The sequence below is a fragment of the Achromobacter deleyi genome (assembly GCF_013116765.2).
Classification (GTDB): domain Bacteria; phylum Pseudomonadota; class Gammaproteobacteria; order Burkholderiales; family Burkholderiaceae_B; genus Achromobacter; species Achromobacter deleyi_A.
In genome coordinates this window covers 3,491,533-3,514,693 of the sequence record NZ_CP074375.1, presented here as the reverse complement: position 1 = coordinate 3,514,693, position 23,161 = coordinate 3,491,533, and the positions used below count along the sequence as shown (strand labels likewise).

The window sequence follows — 23,161 nt, the reverse complement described above, 5'->3', positions numbered from 1 at the left end:
GTCTTGGTCCCGGAACGCCCCTGATAGCCTGCTTCGATGACGCCGCCGGCGCAGCCTGGCGCTGTGATACGCTGCGCCGGTCCCGCGTTGTCCCTGGCCCCCGAACCCCATGTCCACCCTGAAGCGAGCCCTAGCGATTCTTGACCTCTTCAGCCTCGACACCCCGGTGCTCACGGCCGAAGACATCATTTCCCGCCTGTCGTATTCCGCGCCCACGGGCTACCGCTACATCCGGGACCTGTCGGACCTGGGCTATCTGCTGCGCATGACGGGCGGTGGCTACAAGCTGGGGCCGCGCATCATTGAACTGGACCACCTGATCATCGATAGCGATCCGGTGCTGGGCGTGGCCCGCCCGATCATGCGCGAGGTGGTGGACCAGGTGGGCGGCGACGTCCTGCTCAGCGTGATCCACGGCCTGCGCATCCTGAACATCCACCACGAACGCGGTCCCGATGCGCTGGGCATCCCGCACGGACGCGGCCGCGCGCATCCGCTGTTTCGCGGCGCCACGGCGAAGACCATCGTGGCGTTCCTGCCGCGCAAGGATCAGCGCAAGCTGTACGAGGGGCATGTGGAAGAAGTCCGCGCGCTGGGCCTGGGCGATACGCTGGCCGAATTCACGGCAAGGCTGGACACGATCCGCGTGCAGGGCTTTTATCTGGGGGTTGGAGAGATCTCGCCCGAGCGCGCGGGCATCGCGGTGCCGGTGTTCCAGGAAGACCGCCGCATCTTCGGCGCGCTGACCGTCACTTTTCTGGCGACGCGGTTGAACACGATCGCGCAGGACAAGACGACCGCGCTATTGCAATCCGCCGCGCGCCGCATCGAATCGCTGGCGCTGGCGACGCGCATAAAGGAACAGGCCCCCGCGCCGTAAGCGCGAGGGCCTGTTCCTTGCGGCAAGGCGCAGGCCTACGGCGTCCGCTGCGCCACTTGCGGGGCGTCCGCGGGCGATCCCATCGCCTGGAACAGCGCCGCTGTTTCCGTCAGCCGCTCATTGGCGTATTCCAGTTCACGCAGCCTGGCCGCGACATAGTGCTGCTCGGAGGCGTACTCGGTATAGGGCGCCAGCGCGCCCAGCCGCACGCGGCTGGCCGTGTTGCGGTAGGACTGCTCCGCTGCCCGGCGCGACGCCTCGGCGGAAGCCAGGGCCTGCCCGCCGGCATCCAGGCGCGAGAGCGTGTCCGCGACGTCGCGAAAGGCGGTCAGCACGGTCTGCTTGTATTGCAGCACCGAGGCCTCGTACCGCTCCTTGGCCGCGCTGCGCTCGGCCAGCAGCGCGCCGCCGTGGAAGATGGGCTGGGTCAGCGAGGCGCCGATGGCCCAGATGGATCCGGCGCCGGACAAGGCGTCCGCCCAGCCGAAGCCGCCCTTGCCCATGGAGGCCGACAGCGACAGGCTGGGAAACAGCTGGGCGGTGGCCAGGCCGACGTCGGCCGCGGCCGCCTGGACCACGGCTTCGGCCACCAGGATGTCCGGGCGCGCCGCCAGCAGTTCGGACGGCACCACCACCGGTACTTGCGCCGGCACGGCCAGCGTGGCGAAGGCCAGATCGGGCGGCGCCTGATCGGGGTTGCGGCCCAGGAGCACCGCCAGCGCGTGCCGCGTGGCATGCCATCGCGCGCGCAAGCCGGGCAGCGAGGCCTCCAGCGTGGCGGCATCCTGGTCGGCGTCCAGGGCATCGTTTTGCGATGCGGATCCCAGTTCGTACCGGCGCTGCGTGTCGCGGGCCACCTGCCGCAGCAGCACCACCTGCTTTTCGGTCAGCGCCACGCGTTCGGCCAATGAGGCCGAGGTGATGGCGCCGGTGACGATATTGCCGGCCAGCGAGCGCCGCGCGGACTCCAGCTGGAAAGCCTGCTGCTCGACCTGCGCGGCCAGCGACGCGTTGGCAAAGCGCGCGGCCCCGAACAGGTCCAGGTCGTACGTGGCCTGCACCTGGCCGGTGAAGACGTTGTAGAGCGCCGTGGGCTTGGGCAGGTTGGGCATCGTCAGCGCGCGATTGCGCTGGGCGCTGGCGCCGGCGTCCACCGCCGGCAGCAGCGACGAGTTCACCTGTCCGCGCAATTGCTCGCGCGCGCCGGCCAGGTTGCGTTCGGCCGCGGCCAGGTCGGGGCTGTTGGCCAGGCCTTCTTCAACCAGGGCGTTCAGCGCCTCCGAGCCATAGCGCTTCCACCACTGCGGCACCGGTTGCGCGCCCCGTTCAAAGCGCTGCGCCACGCCCTGGGCGGCCGCGCCCGCGGCCGGCGCCGGTTCCACGCCGTACTGCGCGGGCTGCGCCACCGCGGGCGGCTTGCTGTCCGGCGCGAAGGCGCAGGCGCCCAACGCCAGCACCAGCGGCAGGGCGGCCAGCCGCCAGCGCGTGGGATAAGAATGCATGCTCATCGTCAGGCTCCTCGTTCCACCGTGTCGCCCGCGTTGGCGCCGGGCGGCACGCCTTCCGGTTCGTCGCGCTCGTCATGGCGCACGCGGAACCAGGCGGCATACAGCGCGGGCAGGAAGAACAGCGTCAGCACCGTGGCGCTGGTGATGCCGCCCATGAGGGCGGTGGCCATGGGGCCGAAGAAATTGCTGCGCAACAGCGGGATCAGCGCCAGCACCGCGGCGGCGGCCGTCAGCGTGATGGGGCGGAAGCGCCGCACCGTGGCGCCGACGATCGCGTCCACCCGCTTGTGGCCCGCGCCGATGTCCTGCTCGATCTGATCCACCAGGATGACCGAGTTGCGCATGATGATGCCGAACATGGCGATCACCCCCAGCATGGCGACAAAGCCGAAGGGCTTGCCGAACAGCAGCAGCGCCGCCACCACCCCGATCAGCCCCAGCGGCGCGGTCAGCACCACCATCAGCACGCGGGCGAAGCTCTGCAGTTGCACCATCAGCAGCGTCAGCACCGCCACCGCCATCAGCGGCATCTGCGCATTGATGGACGACTGCCCCTTGCCGCTTTCCTCGACCGGGCCGCCCACCTCGATGCGGTAGCCGACTGGCAGTTCGGCGCGCAGGGCGTTGAGCTGCTTGTCGATGGCGAGCGTGACGTCGATGCCTTGCGCGCCGCCGGTCACGTCGGCCTGCACGGTGATGGTGGGCTGGCGGTCGCGCTCCCAGATGACGCCGTACTCAAGGTCGTAGCGCACCTGGCCCAGGCTGCCCAGCGGCACCGGGCCGTTGGGCGTGGGCATGGCCAGCGTGGCCAGGCGGGCGGGGTCGATCCGCTCTTCCAGCGGGGCGCGCAGGCTGACGTTGATCAGCTTGTCGCGTTCGCGGTATTGCGTCACCGTGTAGCCGGACAGCGTCATCGCCAGGAAGTCCGAGATGTCGCTGGAGCTGATGCCCAGTTCACGCGCCTTCTGCTGGTCGATCTCGAAGCGCACCGACCGTTCGGAAGGTTCGTCCCAGTCGAACTGCACGTTGGCCGAGCGCTTGTCGGCGCGGACCTCGGCCGCGACCTTCTCGGCCACCGCGCGCACCTCGGAAATCTTGTCGCCGCTGACGCGGAACTGCACCTGGTAGCCTACCGGCGGCCCGTTCTCCAGGCGCGACAGGCGGCTGCGGATGGCCGGGAAGTCGCTGCGCAGCATCGGCTCCAGCCACTGAGCCAGCTTCTCGCGGTCTTCCACGGAGTGGGTGGTGATGACCAGCTGGGCGAAGTTGGGGGTGGCCAGCTGCTGGTCCAGCGGCAGATAGAAGCGCGGCGCGCCGGTGCCGACGAAGCTGACCGAGTGGTCGATCTCGGGCCGGCCTTCCAGCGCCTTTTCCAGGCGCTCCACCTGACGCAGCGTGGCGGCAAACGAGGCGCCTTCCTGCAGGCGCACGTCCACCAGCAGTTCGGTGCGGTCCGAACTGGGAAAGAACTGCTGGGGCACGAACTTGAACCCGGCCATCGACACCGCGAACACCAGGACGGTGCCCGCCAGCACGACATAGCGGCGGTCCACGCACCACGCCACCCAGCCGCGCAGGCGCTGGTAGAACCGGGTGTTGTAGATGTCGTGTTCGTGGTCGTGGGGCAGATGGGCTTCGCGCTTGCGTTCGGGCAGCAGGCGGTAGCCCAGCAGCGGGATCAGCACCACGGCGGCGAACCACGAGGTGATCAGCGCGATGGCGGACACCTGGAAGATGGAACGGGTGTATTCGCCCGTGCTGGACTTGGCCAGCGCGATGGGCAGGAAGCCCGCTACCGTGACCAGCGTGCCGGTCAGCATGGGGAAGGCGGTGCTGGTGTACGCGAAGGCCGCCGCGCGGGCGCGGCTCCAGCCCTGTTCCAGTTTCACGGACATCATCTCGACGGCGATGATCGCGTCGTCCACCAGCAGGCCCAGCGCCAGCACCAGCGTGCCCAGCGATACCTTGTGCAGGCCGATGCCGAACATCTCCATGAACAGCGCGGTGATCGCCAGCACCACCGGGATCGAGATCACCACCACCATGCCGGTGCGCAGCCCCAGGGACACCAGGCTCACCACCAGCACGATGGCGACTGCTTCGGCCACCGAGCGCAGGAAGTCGTCGACCGAGTGCGACACTGCCTGCGGCATGCTGGAGACTTCCGTCAGCGTCAGTCCGGCCGGCAACTGGGCCTTCAGCTCCTCGAACTTGGCGCCCAGGGATTTGCCCAGGCGCACCACGTCCTGGCCGGGCTGCATGGTGATGCCGATGCCCAGCACCGGTCCGCTGGGCAGGCGCATCTGCTGGGCGGGCGGATCGTCGTAGCCGCGGCGGATCGTGGCGATGTCGCCCAGCCGGATGGACTTGCCGTTGACCCGGATCAGCGTGTCCGCCAGCGCGCGGCTGTTGGGGAACTGTCCGGTGGGCCGGACGAAGATGCGGTCGTCCGCGGTGGTCAGCGTGCCCGAGGCCTCCACGGCGTTCTGGGTATTGATCGCCTGGGCGATCTGCTGCGGCGACACGCCCAGCCGGGTGAGTTGGGTATTGGTGATCTCGATGTAGATGTGCTCGGGCTGGTCCCCGAAGTAGTCCACCTTGGCCACGCCGGGCACGCGCAGCAGCACGGTGCGCAGCTTGTCCGCGTAGTCATGCAGCTGCGCCGGCGAGAAACCGTCGCCTTGCAGGGTGTAGATATTGGTGTAGACGTCGCCGAACTCGTCGTTGAAGAACGGGCCCTGCACGCCCTGCGGCAGCGTCGCCCGGATGTCGCCGACCTTCTTGCGGACCTGATACCACTGCTCGGCCACGGTGCTGGCGGGCGCCGAGTCCTTCATCGTGTAGAAGATCAGCGATTCGCCCGGGCGCGAGTAGCTGCGCAGGAAATCCGTGTTGGACGTTTCCTGGAGCTTCTTGGCGATGCGGTCGGTGACCTGCTCCTGCACCTGCTGCGCGGTGGCGCCCGGCCAAAGGGTCTGGATGACCATGACGCGGAAGGTGAATGGCGGGTCCTCGGACTGCGCCAGCCTGGAATACGACAGCACGCCAAACAGCGTGACCAGCGTGATGATGAAGATCACCAGCGGCTGGTGGCGCAAGGCCCAGGCGGACAGGTTGAACCTGCCTTCCTCGTGGCGGTGCGCGTCGGGTCCGGCGTCCTTGGCGGGCGCGCTCATGAGGCGAAGTCCTCGGGGTGCAGCGGCGGCACCGGGCGGACCTTCTCGCCGGCGGACACCGTATGCACGCCTTGCCACATCACGCGTTCGCCGGCCTCCACCCCCTGGGACAGGGTCACGGTGCGCGCGTCATAGCGCAGCACCTGAACGCGGCGCAGCTCCAGCGTGTCTTCCTGCGGCTTCACGACCCAGACGGCCGGATCGTGGCCGTCATGGAACAGGGCGGTGGCCGGCAGGGTGTAGGTGGCGCGGCCATTGGCGGAGCGGTTGTCGAAGCTGATGTTGGCGGTCATGCCCAGGCGGACCTCGGGCGATGGCGACTCCAGCGTGAGCTTGGCGCGGTAGGTGCGGCTTTGCGGATCGGCGGCCGGCGCGATCTCGCGCAGCACGGCGGCGAAGGTCTGGCCGGGCAGGGGGCCCAGCGTGACGCTGGCGCGCTGGCCGATCTCCAGGCCGGCCAGAACGCTTTCGGGCACGTCGCACAAGGCGTCCACATCGCCCGACCAGGCCAGCTGGTAGACGGGAGTGGCCGCCTCGACGTTCTGTCCGGTATCGGCCTGCTCGGCCGTGATGACGCCTGCGTGGTCGGCCTGCAGCGTGGTGTACTTCAGCTGGTCGGCCGACAGCGCGGCCTGCTGGGCGGCCTGGTCGCGCTGGGCCAGCGCCGACGCATAGGCATTGCGGGTCTGTTCCAGCTGAGTCGCGGCAATCAGGTTTTCGCGCGCCTGGGCGCGGTCCCGGTCCAGCTGCTGGCGGGCGTATTCAAGCTGATGCTGGGCCGCCGACAACTGCGCGCGGGCGGCGGCCGCGTTCTTGGCGGCGTCGGACGGATCCAGCATGGCCACGATCTGGCCGGGCACGACGGTGTCGCCGAGCCGGACCTTGCGCTCGACGATCTTGCCGCCTACGCGGAACGACAGCGGCGTGCTGTAGCGCGCCTGCACTTCGCCGGGCAGGGTCCAGGCGGGCAGGCGCTCGTCGGCCTGCGCGGGCATGGCGACGACAGGGCGGGGAGCCGGCGCCGGGGCCTCCTTGCGGCCACAGCCGGCGACGGCGGCGGCCAGCGCCAAGACGGCGGGCAGGGCCAGCAGGCGCGTCCAGCGGCGGGCGGCGGCAATGGAAGGGAGCGGCGCTGCGTCGGCAGCGGCGTTGCGGGCGACGGGGCGCGCGCAAGGGCCAGGACAGTTCACGAAACACCTCGCGGCGCGGAAAAGGGCGTAAGAAGGGACGAGTCGGACTCGATACGGCCTGGATTCTAATACAGGTATGTATCTGGATTCAATATTGGATCTGAAAGACGGCCCAATGCTAAACTCGCGCCATGTCAAAAGTCCGCCTTACCCGAGAGCAAAGCCGTGATCAGACGCGACAGCGTCTGCTCGACGCCGCGCAATCGATTTTTCTTTCCAAGGGCTTTGTGGCCGCCAGCGTCGAAGACATCGCCGAGCAGGCCGGCTATACGCGCGGGGCGTTCTACTCGAACTTCGGCAGCAAGTCGGAACTGTTCCTGCAACTGCTCAAGCGCGACCACGAAAGCGTCATGGCCGACATGCGGGCCATCTTCGAGGACGGCGAAACCCGGTCGCAGATGGAAGCGCGCGTGCTCGAGTACTACAGCACGCATTACCGCGAAAACGACTGCTTCCTGCTATGGATGGAAGCGAAATTGCAGGCCGCCCGCGATCCCGAATTCCGGGTGGGCTTCACAGCCTGTCTGCGCGAGCTGCGCGAGGCCACCACCGAATACATCCGCCAGTTTTCGGCGCATGTGGGCACGCCGCTGCCGCTGCCGGCCGAACAGCTGGCGCTGGGCCTGCTGGCCCTGTCGGACGGCATGCAGTTCAGCTATGCCTTCGATCCCCAGGCCGTCACGCCCGAAATGACCGAAGCGGTGCTGGCGGGGTTCTTCCGCCGCGTGGTCTTCGGCGACCCCAAGCCGGAATAGGGTCCAGGGGCATCAGCCCCGGGGGCCTCGGGGCATCAGCCCAGCAATTCCGATATCTCGATCAGGTTCAGGTCCGGGTCGCGCAGGTAGACCGAGCGGATCTTGCCGGTGGCGCCCGTGCGCGGCACCGGGCCTTCGATGATTTGCGCGCCCGCCTCTTTCAGTCGGACGATCACCTCGTCCAGCGGCCGGTCGGCGATGAAGCACAGGTCCAGGGCGCCGGGCACGGGCAGGTGGGCCTTGGGTTCGAATTCGTGGCCGCGCACATGCAGGTTGATCTTCTGGTTGCCAAAACGCAGCGCCTGCCTCCCTTCTCCAAAGGTCTCCAGGCGCATGCCCAGGATGCGGGTGTAGAAATCCACGGTGGCGTCGGGGTCGGTGCAGGTCAGGACCAGGTGGTCCAGGTGATCGATCATGAAAGTCTCCGGGCGTGGCGCGAGGGCTGCGCGGTGAAACCGCGTTTTCGATTGTCAGCCGGGCCTAGCCCGTGATAGTAATACTGGCAGCGCACCGGTCGGGCTGAGGGGGCCAGCGCCGTAGTTTGCGACCCTTGGGCGAAAGGAGTGGCTGCATGACTTCGGAATCCCGACCGCGCACGACCATCAACCGGCCCGTTTTCTTCACCTCGGCCTTGTTCACGGTGCTGCTGGTGGGATTCGCGATCATCGCGCCCAAGGCGGCCCAGGACCTGTTCGAATCGGTGCAGGCCTGGATCCTTGGCAACGCCAGCTGGTTCTACATCCTGGTGGTCGCCATCATCCTGCTGTCGGTGGCTTTCCTGGCGATCAGCCGCTACGGCGACATCAAGCTGGGTCCCGACCACAGCGAGCCCGATTACCGCAATTTCACCTGGTTCGCCATGTTGTTCTCGGCGGGCATGGGTATCGGCCTGATGTTCTTTGGGGTGGCCGAACCCGTCATGCACTTCATGTCGCCGCCGGTGGGCGAGGGCGGCACGGCCGCCGCGGCGCGCGAGTCCATGAAGATCACCTTCTTCCACTGGGGCCTGCACGCCTGGGCGATCTACGCGGCGGTGGCGCTGACGCTGGCCTTTTTCTGCTTTCGCCACGGCCTGCCGCTGACCTTGCGTTCCGCGCTGTATCCGCTGATCGGCAACCGGATCCACGGGCCCATCGGCCACGCCGTCGATATCTTCGCCATCATCGGGACGGTGCTGGGCGTGGCGACCTCCCTGGGGCTGGGCGTGGCCCAGATGAACAGCGGCCTGAACCACCTGTTCGGCATCCCGGTGGGGGTGACGACGCAGATCGTCCTGATCATCATCACCTGCGGACTGGCGACGCTGTCGGTGGCAAGCGGGCTGGACAAGGGCATCCGCATCCTGTCCGAGGTGAACATGGTGCTGGCCGTGATCCTGCTGCTGTTCGTGCTGGTCATGGGTCCCACGGTGTTCCTGTTCCAGACCTTCGTACAGAACACCGGCGCCTATCTGTCCGACATCGTCGGCAAGACCTTCAATCTGTACGCCTACGAACCCACCGACTGGCTGGGCGGCTGGACGCTCTTCTACTGGGGGTGGTGGATCGCCTGGTCGCCTTTCGTCGGGCTGTTCATCGCCCGCATCTCGCGCGGCCGGACCATCCGCGAATTCGTCTGCGGCGTGCTGCTGGTGCCGGCGGGCTTCACCCTGTTCTGGATGACGGTGTTCGGCGACACCGCCATCCACTTCATCCTGATCGGTGGCGTGAAAAGCCTGGCGCAAGCCGTGGATGCCGACAGTTCGCTGGCGCTGTTCGCTTTTCTGGAACTATTGCCCTGGAGCAACGTGATATCCATCTTCGCCATTGCGATGGTGGCGGTGTTCTTCGTCACGTCCGCCGACTCGGGGGCGCTGGTGGTAGACCTGCTGGCCTCGGGCGGAGCGGACCGCACGCCGGTGTGGCAGCGCATCTTCTGGTCGCTGTCGATGGGCGCGGTGGCCATCGCGCTGCTGCTGGCCGACGGCCTGACCGCCCTGCAGACCGCCACCATCGCGAGCGCGCTGCCGTTCTCCATCATCCTGCTGCTGTCGCTGTGGGGGCTGTTCAAGGCGCTCAAGCTGGACGCGACCAAGCGCGGCATACGCTATCAATCGCTGACCCTGTCCCGGCCTGCGCGCGGCGGACAATCCTGGGAAAGGCGGCTGCGCAACATGGTGATGATGCCGCGGCGCGCCCATGTGCTGCGTTTCATCTCCGACGTGGTGCGGCCGGCGTTCGACGATGTCGCGGAGGAACTGCGCAAGCAGGGCTATGCCGTCGAGGTGCGCGAAGACGAGGAAGACGGCAGCGCGATCCTGGAGGTGTCCCATGGCGAGCACCTGGATTTTTCCTATGCCGTGCAGCCCCAGGCCTTCGTGCGGCCCAGCCTGACGCCCGACGAGGCCGCCGACGAAGAAGAGCGCAAGTACTTCCGCGCCGAGGTCCATCTGCGCGAGGGCGGGCAGGACTACGACATCATGGGTTGGAGCCGGGACGCCGTGATCGGCGACATCCTGGACCAGTACGAGCGGCATCGCCACTATCTGCACATGGTGCGGACCTAGCCGTCCGACGCCCCGACGAAACCGCCAGCGCATGCCTGGCGGTTTTTTTTCGCCGGGGCGCTTATTGCCTTGCCCATAGTCCTTGCCTATCCGGGGCATTGCTTAAGCCGCTTTGACGAAAAAGCCGGAATCGTGGATTATCCAAGAATATTCTTGTTTAATTAAAGCGAGCGAATCATGAAGTCGAGATCAGGGGCGAAGACGGCGGGGGCCGTGGCGCTGGTGGTGCTGCTGGCGGGCGCGGGCCTCTACTGGAAATATGGCGGTGCGCAGCAAAAGGGCGGCTGGTCGATGGCGCCGGCCAAGGTGGCGGTGGCGACGGCCATCCAGGCCGACTTTCCGGCGGCCCTGAGCGGTATCGGTTCACTGGAGGCGACGCGCCAGGTGCTGGTGCCGGCCGAGGTGGACGGCCGGGTGGCCCAGATTCTGTTTACGCCGGGCGAACAGGTAAAGGCCGGCCAGCTGCTGGTGCTGCTGAACGACGCGCCCGAACAGGCCGAACTTGTCCGCCTTCAGGCGCAAGCGCGCAATGCGCGGGCCTTGCTGGAACGGACCCGCCGCCTCGTGCCGCAGCAAGCCGCTACGCGCGAACAGCTCGACCAGGCACAGGCCGACCACGACCAGGCCGCCGCGGACATCAGGCGCGTGCAGGCGCTGATCGAGCAAAAGCGCATCAAGGCGCCGTTCGACGGCGTGCTGGGCGTGCGCCGGGTGAACCTGGGGCAGTTCGCCCGGGCCGGAGACCCCATGGTCTCGCTGACCGACGGCTCCTCCATGTACGCCAACATCACGTTGCCGGAGCAGGCGCTGGGCGCGTTGCGCACGGGCCAGCCGGTAAAGGTCACCGTGGACGCCCACGCCGGCCGCGAGTTCGAGGGCAAGGTCACCACGGTCGAGCCGCAGGTGGACCCGGGCACGCGCACCGTGCGCGTGCAGGCCCTGATTGCCAACGCCGACGGCGCCCTGGCGGCCGGGATGTTCGCGCACGGGCGTATCGGCCTGCCGGACCGTCCCGGCGTGATCACCGTGCCGGAGACTGCCGTCAGCTACAGCGCCTATGGCGATTCGGTCTATGTGGTGGCTGCGCCCGGGCAGGGGGGGGAAGCGGTGGGCCTGACCGTCAGGCAAGCCTATGTGAAGACGGCGGAGCGCCTGCGCGGCCGGGTGGTGGTGACCGAAGGCCTGCAGGCCGGCGACCGGGTCGTGACGTCGGGCCAGCTGCGCCTGCACAACGGCGCGGCGGTCGAGATCCTTCCCGGGGATACGGTGGCGCTGGGCAATTCGCCGCAAGCCGTGGCGCAAGCCCGGTAAGAGGCGGAGGCAGACATGAAATTCACCGATCTCTTCGTGCGCCGGCCGGTGCTGGCCCTGGTGGTCAGCACCCTGATCCTGCTGCTGGGCATCAAGGCGCTGAGCGGCCTGCCCGTGCGGCAGTATCCGCTGACCGAAAGCACCACCATCACCATCACCACCCAGTATCCGGGCGCGTCGCCCGACCTGATGCAGGGCTTCGTGACGCAACCCATTGCCCAGTCGGTGGCCACCGTCGAGGGCATCGACTATCTGTCCTCGTCGTCCACGCAGGGCCGCAGCGTGATCACGGTGCGGATGAAGCTGAACGCCGACTCCAACAAGGCCATGACCGAGGTGATGGCCAAGGTCAACGAGGTCAAGTACCGCTTGCCGCAAGACGTCTACGATCCGGTCCTGGTGAAATCCGCGGGCGAGGCGACGGCCGTCGCCTACGTGGGCTTTTCCAGCACCAGCCTGTCGCTGGCGGCGCTGACCGACTACCTGTCGCGCGTGGTGCAGCCGCAGCTCTCGTCCATAGACGGCGTGGCCAGCGTGGAGCTGTACGGCGGGCAGAAGCTTGCGATGCGGGTCTGGCTGGACCCGAACCGCATGGCCGCGCGCGGCATTTCGGCCGGCGAACTGGCCGACGCGCTGCGCGAGAACAACGTGCAGGCCGCGCCCGGACAGGCCAAGGGCCTGTACGTGGTGTCCAACATCCAGATCAACACCGACCTGGTCAACGTGGCGGAATTCCGCGACCTGGTCGTCAAGCGCGACGGCGGCGCCATCGTCCGGCTGGGCGATGTGGCCACGGTGGAACTGGGGGCGGCGTCCACGGATTCCAGCGGCCTGATGGACGGCGAGCCTGCGGTGTATTTCGGCCTGAACGCCACGCCTGTCGGTAATCCGCTGGTCATCGTCAAACGCTTGAACGAGCTGCTGCCCAACATTAAGCAGAACCTTCCGCCCGGCACCAGCGTGCAGGTGCCATTCGAGCTGGCCCGCTTCATCAGCGCGTCGATCGACGGCGTGACCCGCACGCTGCTGGAGGCCATCGCCATCGTGGTGGTGGTGATATTCCTGTGCCTGGGATCGCTGCGCGCCGTGTTGATTCCGGTGGTGACCATTCCCCTGTCCATGCTGGGCGGGGCCGCCATCATGGCGCTGTTCGGCTTCAGCGTGAACCTGCTGACCTTGCTGGCCATGGTGCTGGCCATCGGCCTGGTGGTGGACGACGCCATCGTCGTGGTGGAAAACGTGCACCGCCACATCGAGGAGGGCAAGTCGCCCGTGCGCGCCGCGCTGATCGGCGCCCGCGAAGTGGCCGGGCCGGTGATCGCCATGACCATCACGCTGGCGGCGGTGTATGCGCCGATCGGCCTGATGGGAGGGCTGACGGGATCGCTCTTCAAGGAATTCGCGTTCACGCTGGCGGGAGCCGTGGTCGTGTCGGGCGTGATCGCGCTGACCCTGTCGCCCGTGATGAGTTCCTTCCTGCTGAACAGCCGCGTGTCCGAGGGCTGGATGGCGCGCCGGGCGGAACACTTCTTCGGCCGCCTGGGCGATGCCTACGGCCGCGTGCTGGACGTGTCGCTGCGCCATCGCTGGGTGACCGGGCTGGTTGCGGTGGCCGTGCTGATCAGTCTGCCGTTCCTGTACAACGCCGCCCAGCGGGAGCTGGCGCCGGTCGAGGACCAGTCCACCGTGCTGACGGCGATCAAGTCGCCGCAGCAGGCCAACATCGACTACGTCGAGAAGTTCGGCAAGAAGTGGGACGACGTCATGAAGACCCTGCCCGAGCAAAAGGGGCGCTGGCTGATCAACGGCTCCGAAGGCGTGTCCAACAGCATCGGCGGCGTGGACTTCGTCGACTGGCAAGACCGCAAGCGTTCCGCCGACGAGATCCAGGCCGACATGCAGTCCATGGCCAACCAGATCGAAGGCAGCAACATCTTCGCCTTCCAGTTGCCGTCCCTGCCGGGCTCGACCGGCGGGCTGCCCGTGCAGATGGTCCTGATGAGCGCGTCGGACTACTCCGTGGTCTACGAGGCCATGGAAAACATGAAGAAGGCGGCGCGCGAAAGCGGCCTGTTCATGGTGGTCGACAGCGACCTGGACTACAACAATCCCGTCGTGCAGCTCAAGGTCGACCGCGCCAAGGCCAACAGCCTGGGCGTCACCATGAAGGCCATCGGCGACACGCTGGCGGTGCTGGTGGGCGAGAACTACGTCAACCGCTTCGGCATGGACGGGCGTTCCTACGACGTCATTCCGCAAAGCCTGCGCGAACAGCGCATCTCGCCCGAGTCGCTGGCGCAGTACCACGTCAAGAGCGCCAGCGGGGCGCAGGTGCCGCTGTCCAACATCGTGACGGTGTCGATGGGAGTCGAGCCCAACCAGCTGACCCAGTTCAATCAGCTGAACGCCGCCACCTTCCAGGCCATCCCCATGCCGGGCGTCACCATGGGCGACGCCGTGCAGTTCCTGACCCGGCACGCGCAGACGCTGCCCGCCGGCTTCAGCTACGACTGGCAATCGGACGCTCGCCAGTTCAGCCAGGAGGGCTCGGCGCTGATGATCACCTTCATCTTTGCCATCATCGTGATCTACCTGGTGCTGGCGGCGCAGTATGAAAGCCTGCGCGACCCCTTCATCATCCTGGTAAGCGTGCCCATGTCCATCTGCGGCGCCCTGATACCTTTGGCGCTGGGCATGGCCACCGTCAACATCTATACCCAGATCGGCCTGGTGACGCTGATCGGGCTGATCAGCAAGCACGGCATCCTGATGGTGGAGTTCGCCAATGAGATGCAGGTCAGCCACGGGCTGGACCGGCGCGCCGCCATGGAGCAGGCCGCGCGGATCCGCCTGCGTCCCATCCTGATGACCACGGCCGCCATGGTCATGGGGCTGATCCCGCTGCTGTTCGCCAGCGGCGCGGGCGCCCATAGCCGCTACAGCCTGGGGCTGGTCATCGTGGTGGGCCTGCTGGTGGGCACGCTGTTCACGCTGTTCGTGCTGCCCACCGTCTACACCGTATTTGCGCGGGATCACCGCGCGGCGAACGACACGCCGCGGGCCCGTGAACTGGCGCGGGCCGAGGCCGAGGACGCGCAAGTCGCCGGCGCATCCGCCCAGCCCTGAGGAACCGATCATGAATACGCTTCATCTCTACACACGCCTGCGCCGCGGCGCCACGGTGCTGCTGGCCGCGCTGGCCGCCGCCGGCTGCGCCGTCGGACCCGACTACCGCAAGCCCCAGCCCGCGCCCGTGGCGCTGGCCAGCCCCGAGCAGGCGCTGTTCTCCACGGACAGCTTGCAGCGCGACTGGTGGAAGCAGCTGCAGGATCCGCAGCTGGACCGGCTGATCGGCCTGGCGCTGGCCCGCAACCACGACATCCGCATTGCCCAGGCCCGGCTTGCCGAGTCCCGCGCGGTGCTGGACGAGAAAGAACTGGATCAGCTGCCGGCGGTGACCCTGGGCGGCCGCTATGAGCGCAGTCTGTCGCAGGCCAATCCCGGCGTCGCCGGGCAGCGCAACCTGGCCGAAAGCTACCGGGCCGGCTTTGACGCCAGTTGGGAACTGGACCTGTTCGGCAGGCTGCGCCGGGTGGCCGAAGGCGCCGCCGCCCGCAGCGAGGCCCAGGCCGCCGATCTTGCCCAGGCCCGCATCGTGGTGGCGGCTGAAGTGGCGCGCAACTACTTCGAGCTTCGCGGCGCGGAACAGCGCCTCGCCGTGGCGCGCGCCAACCTGGACAGCCAGCGCGACAGCCTGCGCGTGACCGAGGCAATGGTGGCGGCGGGGCGCGGCGACGAAGGCGACCTGGCCAGCGCGCGGGCCGAGCTGGAAACGGTGCTGGCGAGCGTGCCCGTGCAGGAGACGGCCAGGCGGCTGGCGCAATACCGCATCGCGGTGCTGGCTGGCCTGAGGCCCGTCGAACTGGGCGAGCTGGACGCGGGCAAGCCACTGGCTCCCCTGGCGGCCCGTCTGCCTATCGGCGACGCGGGCGCCTTGCTGTCCCGCCGTCCGGACGTGCTGTCGGCCGAGCGGAACATGGCCGCGGCCAACGCGGACGTGGGCGCGGCCACGGCCGAGCTGTATCCCCGGATCGACCTGGGCGGGTTCCTGGGTTTTGTCGCGCTGCGCGGGGCCGACTTCGGCACGGCGGCCAGCCGGGGATTCAGCGTGGCGTCGGGCGTGAACTGGCCCGCCTTCCACCTGCCCACGGCGCTCGCCCGCAAGCGCGGAGCCGTGGCGCGTTCGGAGGGCGAAGTGGCGCGCTATGAACAGACGGTGCTGCGCGCGGTGCAGGAACTGGAGGCGGCGCTGACGGAGTATGGCCAGACGCAGCAGCGCCTGGGCAACCTGGCCCAGGCCGCCACGCACAGCGCGCGGGCGGCCGAATTGGCCAGGCTGCGCTACCGCGAAGGGAGCACCCCTTATTTGACCGTGCTGGATGCGCAGCGTACGCTTTTGCGCGCCCAGGACGCCGTGGCCGTGGCCGAAGCCGAGTCCTACACCCGCCTGATTGCGCTATACAAGGCATTGGGGGGCGGCTGGGAAGCGCCGCCGGAATCGGCATCGGCCGCGGCCAGGCCGCCAGCCGCCGGCTGACCGCCGGCCCGCGTTCATGGCACCATAGGAAAACTCTTGGAGCATCGTTATCGTCATGTCTGACAGCCTGTCCCAACCCGTCGCGGGGGTGCCGCATCAGCCCGCGGACCGCGTGCTCATGACCTTGAAGACGCGCGGGCCGCAGTCCATCGCGGTCATCGCCCGGACCATGGACGTGACGGCCGAGGCGGTGCGCCAGCAGATGACGCGGCTGCACGCCGACGGGCTGGTCGACTCCGAAAGTCATAGCGCGGGCCGCGGACGGCCCACCCAGATCTGGTTCCTGACCGAGGCCGGGCATGGACGTTTTCCGGATACCCATGCCGAGATGACGGTGCAGATGATAGGCGCCGTGCGCCAGGTGTTCGGCGACGAAGGCGTCGAAAAGCTGATCCAGGTGCGCGAAAGCGCCATGCTCAACAGCTACCACCAGGCCATGCTGGGCGCCAAAAGCCTCAAGGTTCGGCTCGAACGCCTGGTGGAGGTGCGCTGCGCGGAAGGCTATATGGCCGAGTTGCGCCAGGACGGCGCCGATTTCGTCTTCATTGAAAACCACTGCCCCATCTGCTCGGCGGCGAAAGCCTGTATGGGCTTTTGCCGCAGCGAGCTGGAACTGTTCCGCAACGTGCTGGGCGAGGCGGTGCGGGTAGAGCGCGAAGAGCACATCCTGGCGGGCGCGCGCCGCTGCGCCTACCGGGTCAGCGCAAGCCCATGACTCTCAAGCAACTCGAGGCCTTCTACTGGGCCGCCACCTGCGCAAGTTTCGCCGTGGCCGCCGAGCGCCTGCATCTGTCGGTGTCTTCGCTGTCCAAGCGCATCACCGAGCTCGAGGAAGCACTGGGCCAGCCTCTGTTCGACCGCAGCGGCCACAAGGCCGCGCTGACCGACGCGGGCCAGCGGCTCTTGCCGCAGGCCCGCGAATTGCTCGCCGCGGCCGACCAGATCCGCGCGTCCATGGCGCAAACCCCCGGGCTGCGCGGCCGCTGCCGCTTCGGCGTGGGCGAGCTGACCGCGCTGACCTGGCTGCCGCGCCTGATCGGCGTCGTGCGCGCGGCTTATCCCGAACTGGTGCTGGAACCGTATGTGGACATCGGCCAGGTGCTGGAGCAGCGCGTGGCCGACGGCGAGCTGGACTTCGCCGTGATCGCGGGGCGTTCGTCCCGCACCAGCATTGCCTCCTCGCCTATCGGCCAGGCGCGCTTCTCCTGGGCCGCGGCTCCCTCGGTGCTGGGCGGGGAAACCCGCATGACGACGGCGCTGCTGGAGCGCCTGCCGCTGGTGACCCTGCCCGCGGGGGCGGGCACCACGCGCATCATCGACGACTGGCTGGCCGGCCGTGAAGCCGCGGGCGAGCGCCTCTGCTGCAATAACTGGGGCGCCATCGTGGGCCTGCTGATCGAAGGCACCGGCGTGGGGCTGCTGCCCAGCCATTGGGCGGATGCGCTCCAGGCCGAAGGCAGCCTGCGCGTCCTGCAAGGCGAACCCGAGCTGGCGGCCTTGCCCTATGCCTTCCAATACCGCCGGGACGACGCGCGCCCGCTGGTCGCCAGGCTGCGCGACGCCGTCGGCGCGGCCGTCGATTTCTCGGCGCCGTGCCGGCTGCCTTGAACCCCGTGTCCGCAACGCGGCCGTCCCCGGCGTATATTTAGCGGCGCGACAGCCGCCGGTCTATACAATCGCCGCGCGCCTGGCGCAGAATCCAACAAGAACGTGCGCAACGGGGGGATGGGCCCGGCGGTGCAGCACGGCTCGGGGTCTGTTCCTCCTTGCCAGGCGGTGCGCCGGCGGCGCATGGGGAAGCAGGCCGACCTGAATCGACGGAGATCACTCATGCGTAAACTTTGCCTCGCCATGGCTATGGCGGGAATGCTGGCCAGCGGATTGGCGCAAGCCCAGTCCACCTTGCGTATCGGGCTGCAGGACGACCCGGATGTGCTGGACCCCGTGCGTGCCCGCACTTTTGTCGGCCGCATCGTATTCGCTTCGCTGTGCGACAAGCTGGTCGAGATCACGCCCGACCTGAAGATCGTGCCCCAGCTCGCGCAGTCCTGGACGATCGGCCCGGACAACAAGTCGCTGACCTTCAAGCTGCGCACGGACGCCGTGTTCCATGACGGCACGCCGGTCAATGCCGCCGCGGTCAAGGCCAACCTGGACCGCGCCCGCACCTTGCCCGACAGCAACCGCAAGAGCGAACTGGCCACCGTCGCCAGCGTGGATGCGCCGGATGCGGAAACCGTGGTGCTGAACCTGTCGGAGCCGGACGCCTCGCTGCTGTCCCAGCTTTCCGACCGCGCCGGCATGATGATATCGCCCGCCAGCTTCGATAAGGACCCCGGCGGCAAGCCGGTGTGCTCGGGTCCGTACCAATTCAAGGAGCGCGTGCAGAACGACCGCATCGTGCTCGACAAATTCCCCAAGTATTGGGATGCGGCCAATTACCACTTCGACCGCCTGGTCTACACGCCGATCCCCGACAACACCGTGCGCCTGAACAATCTGCGCGCGGGCGACCTGGACATCATCGAGCGCGTGGCGCCCAGCGATGCCAAGGCCGTCAAGGACGACCCCAGCCTGCGGCTGGCGCCGGTGACCGGCCTGGGCTTCCAGTCCATCTCCGTGAACCTGGGCAATGGCGCGCGCGCCAACAACCCCTTGGCCAAGGACAAGCGCGTGCGTCAGGCGCTGGACCTGGCGATCGACCGCGACGTGCTGAACCAGGTGATCGGCGAAGGCATGTTCCAACCCGCCCATCAGCCGTTCCCGCCGGCCAGCTTCGCCTTCAACAAGGAATTCGAGCATAAGGGACGCGACCCGAAGAAGGCCCAGGCCCTGCTGAAGGAAGCGGGCTTCGACCGCGTGAAGTTCGAGATCACCTTCGGCAACAACACCACCATGCAGCAGGTGTTCGAACTGGTGCAGGCCATGGGCGCCGAGGCAGGCTTTGACATTACCCTGCGTCCGGTCGAGTTCGCCTCCCTGCAGTCGTCGCTCGCCCGCGGCGACTTCGAGGTCGGCCAGAGCGGCTGGTCCGGCCGCGTCGACCCCAGCGGCAATATCCACCAGTACGCCAGCTGCAAGGGCAGCCTGAACGACGGCAAGTTCTGCGACGCCGGCGTCGACAAGCTGCTCAACGATGCCCGCGCCGAGGCCGACATCGCCAAGCGCCGCGCCATGTACGACCAGGTGCTGACCGCCATGCAGGATCAGCGTCCGATCGTCTACCTGTTCTACCTGCCGTGGACCTTTGGCGTGCAGAAGAAGCTGGAAGGCTTCGTGCCTTACCCCGACGGCCTGATCCGCCTGAAGGGCGTTACCGTGGCCAAAAAGTAGGCCCACCCCCTACCCGCTGACGCGGGCCCCCTCAAGGGGGCGGCACCTGCGGACCGGCGGAGCCGGATCCGCGGTGCCCCGGATAGCGTCACCTGCCGATGGCGGGTGTCCGACACCCGGACGCGCCGCTCTCTGCCCACTTCGCTGCTAAATGGGTGTCGGACACCCCTCAGAACAGGACCATCATGTTTACGACTCGCCCGGAAATCCTCGGCACCTTCGGTGTCGTGACTTCCACCCATTGGCTGGCCAGCGCGGCCGGCATGTCGCTTCTGGAACGCGGAGGCAACGCATTCGACGCCTGCGCCGCCTCGGCCTTCGTGCTGCAAGTGGTTGAGCCCCACCTGGTGGGCCCGGCCGGCGAAGTGCCCGCCGTGTTCTATTCCGCGCGCACTGGCCGCGTCGAGGTGCTGTGCGGCCAGGGCACGACGCCCGCCGCCGCCACGCTGGAGCGCTATCGCGCCGAAGGGCTCAAGCTCATTCCCGGCAACGGCCTCCTGGCCACCGTGATCCCGGGCGCGTTCGACGCCTGGATGCTGCTGCTGCGCGACCATGGCACGATGCGGGTGCGCGACGTACTCGAACCCGCCATCTATTACGCCGAGCACGGCCATGCGCTGATGCCGCGCATTTCCAACACCATTGCCGGCCTGAAGGACTTTTTCGAAACGCACTGGCCCACCACCGCCCAGGTCTATGTGCCGGGCGGCAAGGTGCCGGAGGCCCGCAAGCTGTTCCGCAACCCGGCGCTGGCCCGCACCTGGACCCGCGTGCTGAAGGAAGCCGAGAGCGTTGGCGCCGACCGCGAACGCCAGATCGAGGCCGCCCGCGACGCGTTCTACCGCGGCTTCATTGCCGAAGAGATCGACCGCTACGCCCGCAACACCGACGTCATGGACGAAAGCGGCACGACCCACCGCGGCGTCATCACGGCGGACGACCTGGCCGGCTGGTCCGCCAGCTACGACAAACCGCTGACCTACGATTACCACGGCTATACCGTGGCCAAGGCCGGCGCCTGGAGCCAGGGACCGGTATTCCTGCAGACGCTGGCCATCTTGAAAGAGATGGACCTGGCGGGCGTGGGCCCCACCAGCGCCGAATTCGTCCACCGCGTCACCGAAGCGATGAAGCTGGCCTTCGCGGACCGCGAGGCCTATTACGGCGATCCCGCCTTCATCGACGTGCCGCTGGCTCACCTGCTGTCGGACGAATACAACGCAGAGCGCCGCAAGCTGATCGGCGAGACCGCGTCGCAGGAACTGCTTCCCGGCCAGGTGCCGGGCTTCGAGGCCCAGGTGGCGCGCGTCATGGACACGCTGGAGCGCCTGTCCAAGGTGACCGCGCCCGGCAGCGCCACCAACGAGCCGACGCTGGCCGACATGCGGGCCTCCGCCAAGCGCGGGGACACGACCCATGTGGACGTCATCGACCGCTGGGGCAACATGATCTCGGCCACGCCCTCGGGCGGCTGGTTCCAGTCCTCGCCGGTTATTCCGGAGCTGGGCTTCGGGCTGAACACCAGGGCCCAGATGTTCTGGCTGGAAGAGGGCTTGCCGGGCACGCTGGCCCCGGGCAAGCGCCCGCGCACCACGCTGACGCCGTCACTGGCGCTGCGCGACGGCAAGCCATACCTGGCGTTCGGCACGCCGGGCGGAGACCAGCAGGAACAATGGCAGTTGCTGTTCTTCCTGCGCCATGTGCACCACGGCCTGAACCTGCAGGAATCGATTGATCTGCCCATGTCCCACACCATGCATTTCCCTACGTCCTTCTATCCCAGGGACCGCAAGCCGGGGCATTTGGCGGTGGAGGCCAGCTTTGGCGCCGAGGTCATCGAGGCCCTGCGCCAGCGCGGGCACCAGATCGAGCAGGTGCCGGAATGGTCGGTGGGGCGCCTGACCGCAGCCTCGCGCGATCCGGACGGGCTGCTGCATGCGGCGGCCACGCCGCGCCTGATGCAGGCCTACGCCATCGGCCGCTGACCGGAGCGGCGCACGGCCCCCCGCCATGCGGAGGGCGTGCGCCGCATGGCTTCTTGCGGCGCTCCGCCAGCATGGGGTATGTTTGTCCCATGACGCCATCCCAGCAGAGCCCGGCAACAGCGGCTCGCCCCCTCACGGGACAAGAACCTCTCTTCATCGTCCTCAATACCGGATCGGGGCGCGGCGATGCGCAGGCCCTGCAGGACACCATCCGCCGTATTCTTGATGAAGCCGGCAGGCGCTACGAACTGATGCCCGTGGACGATCCGTCCCGCCTGGTCGACGTGGCCCGGCAGGCGGTCGGGCGTGCGCGGGACGAGCAGGGCGTCGTCATTGCCGCGGGCGGCGACGGCACGCTCAATGCCGTGGCGGGAACGGTGCTGGGCCAAGGCGTGCCCTTCGGCATCCTGCCGCAGGGCACGTTCAACTATTTCGGCCGCAGCTACGGCATCTCCCAGGATACGGAGGTGGCGCTGCGCGGTTTCCTGCAAGGCAGCCTGCGGCCCGTGCAGGTCGGCATGCTCAACGGCAGGCTGTTCCTCGTGAATGCCAGCCTGGGCCTGTATCCGCAGCTGCTCGAAGACCGCGAAGCCTACAAGCAGAGGTTCGGCCGCAAGCGCTGGGTGGCGCTGTGGTCCGGGCTGGTCACGCTGCTGCGCGAGCCGCGCCAGCTCAGCCTGCAACTCGAATACGAGGGCAAGGCGCGCAGCCTGCGGTCTCCGACGCTGGTGGTGGGCAACAACAAGCTTCAGCTGGATCACATCGGCATACCGTCAGAGGAACTCGACCGTAACCGGCTGATCGCCATGGCGGCGCGGCCCGTCGGCACGCTGGCCCTGTATGGCCTGCTGCTGCGCGGCCTGCTCAGCCGGCTGGGCGACGCCGAGCACGTCACCAGCTTTGCCTTTGACCGGCTGACGGTGCACATCCGCGGGCGCGGGCGGGTCAAGGTGGCGATGGACGGAGAAATATCCTGGATGAACACGCCGCTCGAATTCAAGGTGGCCGGCGAATCGCTGCCGCTGGTGGTCCCGGCGGACTCTGAATATCTGGATCGCTCATGACGCGCATCCTGCATATCTCCGATACCCATTTCGGCACCGAACGCAAGCCGGTGCTCGAGGCCGTGCTGGATCTTGCCCGCTCGCTGGCGCCGGACCTGGTCGTGTTCAGCGGGGACATCACGCAACGGGCCCGGCGCGGCCAGTTTGCCGCCGCCCGCAGATTCATCGAGCGTCTGTCGCTGCCCGTGCTGGCGGTGCCCGGCAACCATGACATTCCGCTGTTCAACGTGTTTGCACGCGCGCTGAACCCCTACGGCAACTACAAACGGGCCCTGGGCGCGATCCTCGAGCCGGTGTTCGAGAACGCCGGCGTGCTGGCCATAGGCGTGAACACCACGCGTCCCCGGCGCCGCAAGGACGGCGAGATCTCCGAGGCGCAGATCGCCCGCGTGGCCCAACGGCTGCGCCAGGCGCGGCCCGGGCAACTGCGCATCGTGGTGGCGCACCATCCCGTGCGCGCCAAGGTGGAATCGGACCTGTCCAACCTGCTGATCGGGCGCGAACGCGCGCTGGCGGCCTGGGCGCAGGCGGGAGTCGACCTGGTGCTGGGCGGTCACATACACTTGCCCTACGTGCTGCCCTTGACCGCGGCGTCGACGCCGGCCGGCTGGATCGTTCAGGCCGGCACGGCCTGCTCGCACCGGGTGCGGGGCAGCGTGCCCAATTCCTTGAACGTGATTACCCGACAAGAGCAAGACGGCGCGCCGGTGTGTCATGTCGAGCGTTGGGACTACGCTGCTGGAACGCATGCGTTTGCCCCGGTCGACAAGACTCTGGTCGCGCTGTGAGCCTCTTGCGCGGTAGCAAGGCGCGTGCT

At 67.9% G+C, this 23,161-nt stretch carries 16 protein-coding genes; 12 read left to right on the top strand and 4 right to left on the bottom strand.

What is annotated here, in order from left to right; all coding sequences use genetic code 11:
* Positions 1 to 109 precede the first annotated feature (109 nt).
* Positions 110 to 880 carry an IclR family transcriptional regulator gene (locus tag HLG70_RS15750; RefSeq protein ID WP_171664346.1) on the top strand — a complete coding sequence of 257 codons (771 nt, stop codon included), beginning with the start codon at positions 110 to 112 and terminating at the stop codon, positions 878 to 880.
* Positions 881 to 915: 35 nt separating this feature from the next.
* Here HLG70_RS15750 and HLG70_RS15745 read toward each other — a convergent pair whose 3' ends face one another.
* The 3 genes from HLG70_RS15745 to HLG70_RS15735 are packed head-to-tail and all read right to left on the bottom strand — an operon-like array spanning position 916 to position 6,754.
* On the bottom strand, positions 916 to 2,388 hold the full coding sequence (locus tag HLG70_RS15745; protein WP_171664345.1) for an efflux transporter outer membrane subunit: 1,473 nt from the start codon (positions 2,386 to 2,388) through the stop codon (positions 916 to 918).
* A 2-nt stretch (positions 2,389 to 2,390) separates the two neighbouring features.
* Positions 2,391 to 5,564: an efflux RND transporter permease subunit gene (locus tag HLG70_RS15740; RefSeq protein WP_171664344.1), complete on the bottom strand. Its 3,174-nt coding sequence runs from the start codon at positions 5,562 to 5,564 to the stop codon at positions 2,391 to 2,393.
* Positions 5,561 to 6,754, bottom strand: a complete 1,194-nt coding sequence (locus HLG70_RS15735; RefSeq protein WP_419144774.1) for an efflux RND transporter periplasmic adaptor subunit — start codon at positions 6,752 to 6,754, stop codon at positions 5,561 to 5,563. Before HLG70_RS15735 ends, HLG70_RS15740 begins: the two co-directional genes overlap by 4 nt.
* A 131-nt stretch (positions 6,755 to 6,885) precedes the next feature.
* Between HLG70_RS15735 and HLG70_RS15730 the strand changes: the two genes are divergently transcribed.
* Positions 6,886 to 7,509, top strand: coding sequence for a TetR/AcrR family transcriptional regulator (locus tag HLG70_RS15730; RefSeq protein ID WP_171664343.1), 624 nt, complete (start codon positions 6,886 to 6,888; stop codon positions 7,507 to 7,509).
* 35 nt (positions 7,510 to 7,544) lie between these two features.
* On the opposite strand, the gene HLG70_RS15725 is transcribed toward HLG70_RS15730, so the two are convergent.
* Positions 7,545 to 7,925: a VOC family protein gene (locus HLG70_RS15725; RefSeq protein ID WP_171664342.1), complete on the bottom strand. Its 381-nt coding sequence runs from the start codon at positions 7,923 to 7,925 to the stop codon at positions 7,545 to 7,547.
* Positions 7,926 to 8,080: 155 nt separating this feature from the next.
* Between HLG70_RS15725 and HLG70_RS15720 the strand changes: the two genes are divergently transcribed.
* From HLG70_RS15720 to HLG70_RS15675, 10 genes are all read left to right on the top strand, one after another.
* The gene (locus tag HLG70_RS15720; RefSeq protein ID WP_171664341.1) at positions 8,081 to 10,054 is read left to right on the top strand and encodes a BCCT family transporter; all 1,974 of its coding nucleotides are present in this window, start codon (positions 8,081 to 8,083) and stop codon (positions 10,052 to 10,054) included.
* A gap of 177 nt (positions 10,055 to 10,231) precedes the next feature.
* Complete coding sequence (locus HLG70_RS15715) at positions 10,232 to 11,365, top strand: efflux RND transporter periplasmic adaptor subunit (protein ID WP_171664340.1); 1,134 nt, start codon at positions 10,232 to 10,234, stop codon at positions 11,363 to 11,365.
* A 15-nt stretch (positions 11,366 to 11,380) separates the two neighbouring features.
* Entirely contained in the window at positions 11,381 to 14,491 is a 3,111-nt protein-coding gene (locus HLG70_RS15710; protein WP_171664339.1) for a MexW/MexI family multidrug efflux RND transporter permease subunit, read from the top strand.
* A gap of 10 nt (positions 14,492 to 14,501) precedes the next feature.
* Positions 14,502 to 15,962 carry an efflux transporter outer membrane subunit gene (locus HLG70_RS15705; RefSeq protein ID WP_171664338.1) on the top strand — a complete coding sequence of 487 codons (1,461 nt, stop codon included), beginning with the start codon at positions 14,502 to 14,504 and terminating at the stop codon, positions 15,960 to 15,962.
* Positions 15,963 to 16,017: 55 nt separating this feature from the next.
* Positions 16,018 to 16,677, top strand: a complete 660-nt coding sequence (locus tag HLG70_RS15700) for a helix-turn-helix transcriptional regulator (RefSeq protein WP_171664337.1) — start codon at positions 16,018 to 16,020, stop codon at positions 16,675 to 16,677.
* Complete coding sequence (locus tag HLG70_RS15695) at positions 16,674 to 17,570, top strand: LysR family transcriptional regulator (RefSeq protein ID WP_171664336.1); 897 nt, start codon at positions 16,674 to 16,676, stop codon at positions 17,568 to 17,570. The genes HLG70_RS15700 and HLG70_RS15695 overlap by 4 nt, the downstream gene beginning before the upstream one ends.
* Before the next feature lie 222 nt (positions 17,571 to 17,792).
* Positions 17,793 to 19,295, top strand: coding sequence for an ABC transporter substrate-binding protein (locus tag HLG70_RS15690; RefSeq protein WP_171664335.1), 1,503 nt, complete (start codon positions 17,793 to 17,795; stop codon positions 19,293 to 19,295).
* A 185-nt stretch (positions 19,296 to 19,480) separates the two neighbouring features.
* Positions 19,481 to 21,280, top strand: coding sequence for a gamma-glutamyltransferase family protein (locus HLG70_RS15685; protein ID WP_171664334.1), 1,800 nt, complete (start codon positions 19,481 to 19,483; stop codon positions 21,278 to 21,280).
* A gap of 89 nt (positions 21,281 to 21,369) precedes the next feature.
* Positions 21,370 to 22,344 (top strand): diacylglycerol/lipid kinase family protein, encoded by a 975-nt coding sequence (locus tag HLG70_RS15680; RefSeq protein ID WP_171664333.1) that lies wholly within the window; start codon positions 21,370 to 21,372, stop codon positions 22,342 to 22,344.
* Complete coding sequence (locus HLG70_RS15675) at positions 22,341 to 23,132, top strand: metallophosphoesterase family protein (protein ID WP_171664332.1); 792 nt, start codon at positions 22,341 to 22,343, stop codon at positions 23,130 to 23,132. The genes HLG70_RS15680 and HLG70_RS15675 overlap by 4 nt, the downstream gene beginning before the upstream one ends.
* Positions 23,133 to 23,161 lie beyond the last annotated feature (29 nt).

Bases quoted from the DNA above. Each gene is read 5' to 3' on its own strand.
- HLG70_RS15725 (WP_171664342.1), bottom strand. From the start codon at position 7,925: ATGATCGATCACCTGGACCACCTGGTCCTGACCTGCACCGACCCCGAC.
- HLG70_RS15745 (WP_171664345.1), bottom strand. From the start codon at position 2,388: ATGAGCATGCATTCTTATCCCACGCGCTGGCGGCTGGCCGCCCTGCCG.
- HLG70_RS15685 (WP_171664334.1), top strand. From the start codon at position 19,481: ATGTTTACGACTCGCCCGGAAATCCTCGGCACCTTCGGTGTCGTGACT.
- HLG70_RS15700 (WP_171664337.1), top strand. From the start codon at position 16,018: ATGTCTGACAGCCTGTCCCAACCCGTCGCGGGGGTGCCGCATCAGCCC.
- HLG70_RS15740 (WP_171664344.1), bottom strand. From the start codon at position 5,564: ATGAGCGCGCCCGCCAAGGACGCCGGACCCGACGCGCACCGCCACGAG.
- HLG70_RS15690 (WP_171664335.1), top strand. From the start codon at position 17,793: ATGCGTAAACTTTGCCTCGCCATGGCTATGGCGGGAATGCTGGCCAGC.
- HLG70_RS15750 (WP_171664346.1), top strand. From the start codon at position 110: ATGTCCACCCTGAAGCGAGCCCTAGCGATTCTTGACCTCTTCAGCCTC.
- HLG70_RS15720 (WP_171664341.1), top strand. From the start codon at position 8,081: ATGACTTCGGAATCCCGACCGCGCACGACCATCAACCGGCCCGTTTTC.
- HLG70_RS15675 (WP_171664332.1), top strand. From the start codon at position 22,341: ATGACGCGCATCCTGCATATCTCCGATACCCATTTCGGCACCGAACGC.
- HLG70_RS15680 (WP_171664333.1), top strand. From the start codon at position 21,370: ATGACGCCATCCCAGCAGAGCCCGGCAACAGCGGCTCGCCCCCTCACG.
- HLG70_RS15705 (WP_171664338.1), top strand. From the start codon at position 14,502: ATGAATACGCTTCATCTCTACACACGCCTGCGCCGCGGCGCCACGGTG.
- HLG70_RS15695 (WP_171664336.1), top strand. From the start codon at position 16,674: ATGACTCTCAAGCAACTCGAGGCCTTCTACTGGGCCGCCACCTGCGCA.
- HLG70_RS15730 (WP_171664343.1), top strand. From the start codon at position 6,886: ATGTCAAAAGTCCGCCTTACCCGAGAGCAAAGCCGTGATCAGACGCGA.
- HLG70_RS15710 (WP_171664339.1), top strand. From the start codon at position 11,381: ATGAAATTCACCGATCTCTTCGTGCGCCGGCCGGTGCTGGCCCTGGTG.
- HLG70_RS15715 (WP_171664340.1), top strand. From the start codon at position 10,232: ATGAAGTCGAGATCAGGGGCGAAGACGGCGGGGGCCGTGGCGCTGGTG.